1 pseudogene is annotated in these 1119 nt (G+C 36.3%); it reads right to left on the reverse strand.

What is annotated here, in order from left to right:
• A pseudogene (gene lip1, locus IDG60_RS15320) lies at positions 1-1119 on the reverse strand (YSIRK domain-containing triacylglycerol lipase Lip1); the annotation flags it as partial.

Here is a 1119-nt window from a genome sequence, read left to right on the forward strand (position 1 = left end):
CTTTTCAGTTTTCACTAAATCGTCTGCTAAATGATGCCAAAAATCTTGTAATTCTTCTCTTGTGCGCACTGTATCAGAACTGTCTTGTCCTACAAAGTCAACATGATCCCAATCATGTTTTGTAGGCGTCACTTGCCAAATGCCTTTTTGAATTTTATCCGTCGCATTTGTATAAGCTTGATTAAATGGATGTTGAGAAGAAATAACGGATACTAAACCATCGTTTTCTCGCCATTCTTTTTCAGTTGCTTTACCGATTAAGTTACCAGTAATCACAAATGGGAAAAACATATTTAAGTCTGCTTTTTGTCTATCGCTATTTAATGCTTTGTGCGTTGCTTCACCAGTGTATGTTTTATACACAATGTTAGGGTTCAACGACGTTTTACGATTTAAATCTGTTGCACCCTCACGCGTCAGATCGTAAAATCCATTATCTTTTGATTTCCATAAATTAGATTGTTTAACGCGTTTGACATAATCAATATATGATTCATTTGGCTTCTGTTTTAGACCCCATTGAGCCAACCCGAAGTCTACTCTTGAATTTTTATTACCAAACATTTTACCGATATCAAATACGATTTGTCTCACTAAAGCTTCATTACCAGCTAAATCTGATGCGTGTGTACCATTATGTGGTGTTCCTAAAGTAGTAATTGATGAAATCATGTTGTCATTATTACCTTTGAATAGTGGAGAAATTTCGCCACCATGTTTCTTTTGATACTCTATTTCTTCACGATTACCATTACGCAGTAATTCTTCTAGTTGACGTATCGTTTGACCGCCCATACTATGTCCAACTAGGTGTACCTTCTGTCCTGGCTTCCAGTCTTTGTAAATTCCTTCGTATGTTTTTCCATAACGTTCATGTCCATATTTTGCTGCATGTGCTGCACCATAATCTACACGACCGCCTTTGATATAATAATAAAGTTCAACTGCGCGGTCATAGTTACTTCCAAAAGCACTTATACTTGCTTCATAAGCTTTGTAACCATTTTCTTCTAAATCTTGGCGAATGTTCATTTTATTACCGCCCCAATAATGAGCTAACACTGAAGGATTAATATCATCTGTAAACCCATTGAAACCATGCACTAAAACGATAGGATC

This window comes from Staphylococcus sp. EG-SA-2 (assembly GCF_017152085.1).